This is a genomic window from uncultured Legionella sp. (assembly GCF_937871865.1).
In the GTDB taxonomy this organism is placed as follows: domain Bacteria; phylum Pseudomonadota; class Gammaproteobacteria; order Legionellales; family Legionellaceae; genus Legionella.
Window position 1 is genome coordinate 1 of record NZ_CALMPD010000227.1, and the last position, 7550, is coordinate 7550.

Consider the following 7550-nt stretch of genomic DNA (forward strand, 5'->3'; position numbering starts at 1 on the left):
AAGGCTTTCACACCTACATACTGCCTCTCCTCAATATATTTTTTTATACCGAAATAATATTTAAGTGCATGTTCACGACTTTGAGTGACAACCATTGCTTTAGCTTCACCATTTACCTCTTGCATCACATGGCGACGAAAATGTTCAACAATTACCTCTACTTTCTGAGCAATTGCTGTGGGGTGTAATATCGCAAATCTGGCAACGCGGCGATGCGCCCTTCTCCCTTGCAATTCTGGATCATCTTCTATGGCTTTTTCCAGCTTATAGTATTGTTTGTAGGTCATATAATTCTGCAACACGTCAAGAATAAAGCCCTCTTCAATAGCTTGACGCATGGAATAAAGATGGAATGGATATGGCAACCCATCCAGTCCTTTTGTGCCAAATCGCTCTAATGTGACATTACGCGGTGTAGCCGTGAAAGCGAAATAACTGATATTAGCCTGTGGTCCACGTTGTCGTTGATAATCAGCGATCATATCTTCTATATCAGATGGACTATTATTCCCCTCTTCACGCGTCAAAGTTTTTGAGAGGTTATCAGCATGTTTACCCGACTGAGAACCATGCGCTTCATCTATCAGTACAGCAAATCGACGCTTGCTTTGACCAGAGATTTCCTTTAAATGTTCAGTCGAAAATTTATGAATTGTAGTAATGATAATACGCGCGCCTTGCTTGATGGCGTCTTTCAACTGTCGTGACGTGCCATCAATCTTTTTTACCACGCCTTTAGTTTGCTCAAACTGAGCCACAGTATTTTGTAATTGGCGATCTAAAACAATACGATCAGTCACAATAATGGCGGTGTTAAATACTGGTTGGTCATTTTCATCATGTAAAGTAACCATTCTGTGGACAGTCCAACCAATGGTATTAGATTTACCTGAACCTGCTGAATGCTGAATTAAATAGCTATGACCTGGGCCATGTTGTTTTGCATGACTTAATAACTTTAATACAGCATCTAACTGCTGAAAGCGCGGAAATATCATGACTTCTTTACCGTCTTTTACTTCCAGATGCATAAATCGCCCAACGATATCTAGCAGAATATCTCTCGAAAGGATGGCTTTTCCTTCTGGTTGGTCAGCATAAAGATAACCGACACGAAAGTCATCGGCGATATCAGGGTTTCCTGCGCCACCATTATGGCCTCGGTTAAATGGCAAAAATCGAGTTTTACCATTTGCTAATCGCGTCGTCATGGAAACATTGTCTTCGTCCATTGCGAAATGTACCAATGCGCCTTGTTTAAAGGTTAGTAATGGCTCACCTGCTGGGGAACGATCAGTACGATACTGTTTTTCAGCATAACGGAACGTCGTACCTGTTGATTGATTTTTACATTCGATAGTCACTAACGGAATGCCATTAACAAATAGGCCAATATCAATACGATTATCATGTTTACTGCTATATTTCAGCTCGTCAATAACCGAGAGAACATTGGCCTCAAAGAGCTGTAATAGTTCTTTATTAATACCAGAAGCAGGTTTAAAAAAGCAAAGAGAGAATTTAATACCAGGAATGAGTTTGATACCTTGGCGCAACACATCCAGCGTTCCACGAGATTTCAGCGCCTTTTCCAGTTGCTTAAAAAATTCGGCTTCAGCGCTAGCAGAATATTGCTCTTCCAACCGTTTCCATTCATCAAGCTGTGTGGCTTTAATGAATTGTATTACTAGCACTTTGTCGAGTGCTGAAGCACGGTCAAAATCATCTGTACTACGATGGATATAACCTAGGTTTTTTACTAACTGATCGATCACATGAAATTGCAGCACATTTTCCCGACAGATAGTATCCTGAGAGTATGTACGCTTAGTTGCATCCGTCATGTCCGCATTACCCCTTCGATATTATCAAGGCGTTTATCTGTACTGCCTCTTTTCTTCCATAATTTGATATCTAATCGACCTGTTACAACTTCAGTGATCAGGGAATTACGAAACTCCTTTAGAAGCCTTATTGATTCTTCAGTCTTCCATATTAAATCGTGATATTTACCAGATTGTTTTTTTATCTTATCCACTATGCGTTCCTGCTCTTCTTTTGGAGGGACGGTGAAAACCATGGTCTTTAGGAAAGGCATTCTTACGGAGTCAACAGTCGATTTTGCTGACCATTGAGACATTTGCATCTTGAAAAAAGCCATCAGAAAATAATAAAAGTAATCACCAGATACTTCTCGGAAATTAGTAAAGGCATACATTCTTTGATGAAGATCAAATTTTCCAAACACATGGTGAAAAACTTCTCCAACACCAGCGCCATCGCCTGAAGTAAGCACAGATTCTTCATTCATTGAAAAACTGTTAATTCTCTCAATTTTCATCGAACGCACGTAAAATGGATAGTCACCGTTATCCACACGATCTTTTGTATCTTTTCCACCAGTCGCAATTCTAACCAAATGTCGCAACCTCATTGTTCTCCAATGAGCAGGAATTTTTCCAAGCCATGGAACTGTAGTTTCTTTTAGATCAATATATTTTAAGTCACGCCCCGTTAAGCAATCTTTTATAAAAGATTCTTCACGTAATTTAATTATCGAAATAAGTTTCTTTTTCTTTTCAAGAAGTTTGTCGATACGATCATTTTCATTATCAATAAATTCAACTATTGCGTTTTGCTCGCTTAATGGAGGACAAGGAATAAAAACATTTCCAAGCTCGCTAAAATATAACCTTAATCTCATATCCATAATACCCTTAGACCAACGCCTAAATTCACCCTGTGTCAGCTTTAATCTAAATAAATAATGGTAAAACTTGGGATTTATAAATGTAGTTCTTGCTCTTAAGATGTCATATGCGGGGCTCGTCACTCCATTGTATTCAGAGTATCCAATAGCCCCCATCCAAGCCAAAAGCTTATTAACAACAAGGTCGCCTTCTCTAACAAGCCAATACCCATCTGTAGTTGATGCTTTATTGCCCTTCTGCTCAAGCTCTTTCCTTGGTCTAACACCTATATCCGTATAAACGGACAGCAGTTCCATGCCATGGTTCTCTTTGGACGATTCACATGCTAATCTGAAAAGACTTTTTACTCTTACAGTACTCCAATGACCAGGAGCTTTACCAAACCAATATTTATCTTGGGTATTGATCATACCACTACCTCTTTCAGCAAATTAGCAATCTCTGCTTCCAAATCCTTAAGCTCTTCATCAATCTCAGCCACAGGACGCGGTAGAACATACTTATAAAAATAGCGATTAAAATTAATTTCATAACCTACGCGACCAACCTTACTATCAATAGTATCCTTGTAATTTTCATCTACCCAAGCATCTGCAACAAAAGACCTAACTTCTCGCTCAACATAGTCTCGCCAATCCTCTGTAAGTGGCACTAATTCATGATCACGCAAATCAGTATCAGGTTCTGGATTGCCATTAGTGTCAAAGCAAACGTCAGCAGTTTCGTCTTTCGCTGAAAGTGCTGTAAAGATCGATTTATTCAATGATGCAGTTAATTTGAAACTTAAATTTTTAAACACTGTTTTAAGCGCTTTCTCGAATTCATAGCGATTTTTAAATTGCTGCACTAACGTTTTGTGATTTAACACTGCTAATAGCTCTTGTTGTTCAATTTCAGAAAGTTTTAGAAACGTTTTTTCTTGTTGAAGCAAATCTAACCGATCTTTGCTTACTTCAAAATTTAGCCTCAAAGGACGCTCAATACGGATTTCTCGATAACCAAACTCTTCCCTATCAAAAATTTTAGAAAATCCGCTCCAATCACCACTGCCATTGAGCATTTCATAAAAAATTTTAACAATTTCACTACGCGCATGCTCTGGAATTTCTCGGCGTTTGCTACCAAGGTTTTTTCGCATGGCTTGCCAGAATCGTTCGCTGCTTGCATCAATTAGCTGTATTTTTCCCCGACGGCTCTTAACTTTCTTATTCGTGAGCATCCAAACATAGGTTTGAATGCCGGTGTTGTAAAACAAATCCGTAGGTAATGCGATAATCGCCTCGACCCAATCATTTTCCAACATCCAGCGACGGATTTCACTTTCACCAGATCCTGCCCCACCTGTAAAAAGAGGTGAACCATTCATCACTATACCAATGCGTGAGCCTACTTCATCATCTCGCATTTTTGAAATCATGTGCTGCAAGAAAAGCAACTGCCCATCAGAGATGCGGGGTAATCCAGCACCAAAACGACCATCCATACCTTTTTCTTGTGCTTCTTGCTTAATAGGCTCTTGGTATTTTTTCCAATCTACCCCATACGGAGGATTGGAAAGCATGTAGTGAAATTTTTTATCCTTGTGAGCATCTTCTGTTAACGTATTACCGAAAGCAATTTGCTCTGGGTTATGACCTGTCACCAGCATGTCAGACGTGCAGATACCGAAAGACTCTGGGTTTAGCTCCTGCCCATAGAGCTCAACACGAATTTTAGAGTTATATTCCTTCATTGCCTCTTCCATGAGTGCAAGCATACCGCCTGTTCCACAGGCAGGATCATAAACTGTGCGAATGATTCCAGATCCAGCCAATGCGTCAGCATCATTAATTAACAAAAGATCCACAATCAAGCGAATGACTTCACGAGGTGTGAAATGTTCCCCTGCCGTCTCATTGGAAATTTCAGAAAAACGGCGAATCAAATCTTCAAAGAGATAGCCCATCTCCATGTTGGTAACATTATCAGGATGTAAATCTATCTGGCAGAAGAGATCGAATACTTGCCATAAAATTCCGCCATCCTTTAGACGCTTTAGTTGATCCGTAAAGAGAAATTTTTCAAGAAAAATATCCCGAACGCTGCTATTAAAACTGGTTATATAGTCTAATAAATTCTTATGTACATCACCTGGATCTTGATTTCGAATTTTACTAAAGGTAAGCGTATTGTAGTTATAAACTTTCAGACCACCACCAACAGCACTAAATAGCATCATATCTTTAGTATGATCATCTATCCCTTCAGGTAACTTTTCGTACGCACTAACTACCGCATCTTTAGAAGGTTCTAAAATACAATCCAATCGGCGCAGGACAACAAATGGCAAGATAACCTTACCATATTCGGACTGCTTGAAATCGCCTCGCAGTATTTCAGCTATGGACCATGAAAATGTACTCAGATTTTGTATCTTTTTATTATTTTCATTTTTCATCTTTTGTTCCAATTGAATGCATGAGTTACCTCAAAAAATTAATAAGTATGAACAACATAAATATGCAAGAAACAGTAAAAATTGTTACTGATGTTAACCATGTAAATCGATTTGCTTTGCTCGTCTGTTGAGTCAAATCCTTTGCTTTCGTCAATGAATCTGATATCACGTTTTTCATAGCATGAACGAATTCATTGGTAGCATCCCTCAGTAGCTTGTTCATAGCTTCTTTACTACCAGCCAATGCAGCATTGAGTAGTTTCTCTGCTTTTTCTTTAGCATCAACCTTCCATTGAGAGGAAATGTTCTCCATTTCCTCTTTGAACTGAGTTAGTATATCCTGCTGAGCCTTCCGGTTTTCCTCTAGCAATTTTTCATTCATGGTTTGGAGAATGAGTATCGGATCATCTTTTCCCAAAACCACACCATGTTTTACTGCAATGGTTTTAATGGCTTCATTAATTGTATCTGACATTAGATCACCATGGCGTTATCAATCTGGCTGAATAGTTGATCCCGTATTAGCTTTAATCGCTGCCTGGTCATAATATTTCGCTCAGAAGAATCGATTGCTTCATTAAATGTCATTTTTTGTTGAAGCATATTTGAGAGGTCATGGCCGAAAGTTTCTTCCTTTAAATCAGGGATATTAATTATTGCCGCGATTCGGTCTTTTGTCTCTTTGTATACCTTCAGTTGCTCAAATGATTTTCCCTCACTCTCAATCCTTCCCCAATAAGGATTTAACCATACAACATATCGAACATCTTCTGGAAATTGGTTTACCAGCTGAGCAAAGCCGTTTATTGTGTCCAGCAACGCTTGACCACCAGTGATAACGGTATGGATGATAAGTTCATGCCCCATGCCCTTTAAGAGGGTAGGCACCTGATTGGTGATAAGATAATGCGATAAAGGCACAAAAGAGCTGGCACCATTATCAATAATTACGTCGTCTTGCGTATTTGCAATTTTTTCAATTAAAACGTCAAAATGGCGCGGATTGATTTCATCGCCCTCCATAATATTCAGGCGTTCAACTTTAAGTGACTTAAACCCATGAAAAGTGGCGTTAATTGGATCAGTATCAATACACAGTGGAGATTGTGCTTTATTAAATTTATACTGAGCGGTAGTTGCCGAGACAAACGATTTACCGACACCACCTTTGCCCTGCATCGTGATATGTATTTTTGCCATTACAAGAGTTCCTCCGGGTTGGGTATTGGATTAAAAGTAAAACCTTTGATTGCATTTGTTGCTTTACTTTTGCCCTGTTTATCATCCCTGGTATTTTCCTGCGCTGACTTAATTAACTTAAGTACGTAATTTCTAAATGCTTTGTAGCCAAATGATATTTGACCTTCATCAGATAAAGTTTCCCAAACAGCCTTCATCGAACAGCCCTTTTCAAGGGCTTCTCGAATATCTTCTTTCAGAGCAATAAATTGAATCTTGGCATTGGTTCGCCCATTCTTTTTTTCTGACTGATTTTGGATTACCCGTTCGGAAAGTGGTTTTTTCATTCTTCTTTGGCGTTATTTTTTTTATTTTAAAAAGTCTAAATCATAATTTGAGTTCGAACAAGAAAAAAGAATAAATTGGAGCAAAAAGGAATTTTACGGGATATTAAAATGATTTTATAATTCCAATAAATGAACTTTTAGGAATAATTAGGATTAATTTGGTTCTATTAAGGTGAAAGTTCCTTAAAAATCATTGCAAATTCCAAAAAATTCCTGCTATGATTCTCAAAAGTGATCTGGAAACGCAGGGCAAGATAGGTGAAGTTAGCTAACCAGCAAGCTGGCTACCAAACATCACAAGTCTTATTCGCACCTTCGGTGCTCAACGAAAAACCTATGTTTTGAGATCAAATCAATACCTAAAGGATTGCATAACCACTTAATAAAGAGGTCGGCATCCTTATGGACGAGAAACTTAAAACACCCACTAGAAAAAATGGTCGTCATCTTCGCGTACCTGTTTTGCCTTCTGAAGAAATTCAAATTAAATCGAATGCAGCCACTGCCGGTCTTTCAATTGCCGAGTACTTAAGACGGATAAGTCTTGGTTATCAAATTCAAAGTAGTGTTGATAAAGATCATATATTGCAGCTAGCCAAAATTAATGGGGACTTAGGACGGCTTGGTGGACTGTTAAAACTATGGTTGACTCAGGACAAACGCGTTGCACATTTTGACCTCCAAACAGTAAAAACATTATTAAATCGTATTCAAACCACCCAGAATGCAATGTTGGAAGTGGTAAAAAAACTATGATTATTCGCCATATCCCTATGAAGAAAACTAGACTTAGTAGTTTTTCGGGTCTTGTTCAATATCTGTGTAATCAACAAAACAAACAGGAGCGAGTGGGTAAGGTCAGATTATCAAACTGTA

At 38.6% G+C, this 7550-nt stretch carries 7 protein-coding genes; 1 reads left to right on the top strand and 6 read right to left on the bottom strand.

All coding sequences use genetic code 11. The features are described 5' to 3' along the window. The 6 genes from Q0495_RS12100 to Q0495_RS12125 form a co-directional block, all read right to left on the bottom strand. Positions 1–1844 (bottom strand): type I restriction endonuclease (locus Q0495_RS12100; protein WP_298626714.1); only part of this gene is annotated, 1844 nt, incomplete at its 3' end. Next, on the bottom strand, positions 1841–3121 hold the full coding sequence (locus Q0495_RS12105) for a restriction endonuclease subunit S (protein WP_298626717.1): 1281 nt from the start codon (positions 3119–3121) through the stop codon (positions 1841–1843). The genes Q0495_RS12100 and Q0495_RS12105, both read right to left, overlap by 4 nt. Then, positions 3118–5148 (bottom strand): class I SAM-dependent DNA methyltransferase, encoded by a 2031-nt coding sequence (locus Q0495_RS12110; protein ID WP_298626720.1) that lies wholly within the window; start codon positions 5146–5148, stop codon positions 3118–3120. The genes Q0495_RS12105 and Q0495_RS12110 overlap by 4 nt, the downstream gene beginning before the upstream one ends. A gap of 25 nt (positions 5149–5173) precedes the next feature. Continuing rightward, positions 5174–5623: a conjugal transfer protein TraM gene (locus tag Q0495_RS12115; RefSeq protein ID WP_298626722.1), complete on the bottom strand. Its 450-nt coding sequence runs from the start codon at positions 5621–5623 to the stop codon at positions 5174–5176. After that, a complete protein-coding gene (locus tag Q0495_RS12120) occupies positions 5623–6348 on the bottom strand; it encodes an ArsA-related P-loop ATPase (RefSeq protein ID WP_298626725.1) in 726 nt (241 codons plus the stop codon). Before Q0495_RS12120 ends, Q0495_RS12115 begins: the two co-directional genes overlap by 1 nt. After that, the gene (locus tag Q0495_RS12125) at positions 6348–6674 is read right to left on the bottom strand and encodes a TraK family protein (RefSeq protein WP_298626728.1); all 327 of its coding nucleotides are present in this window, start codon (positions 6672–6674) and stop codon (positions 6348–6350) included. The genes Q0495_RS12120 and Q0495_RS12125 overlap by 1 nt, the downstream gene beginning before the upstream one ends. Positions 6675–7076: 402 nt before the next feature. Here Q0495_RS12125 and traJ point away from each other — a divergent pair, with 402 nt between their 5' ends. Continuing rightward, positions 7077–7430: a conjugal transfer transcriptional regulator TraJ gene (gene traJ / locus Q0495_RS12130; protein WP_298626731.1), complete on the top strand. Its 354-nt coding sequence runs from the start codon at positions 7077–7079 to the stop codon at positions 7428–7430. Positions 7431–7550 lie beyond the last annotated feature (120 nt).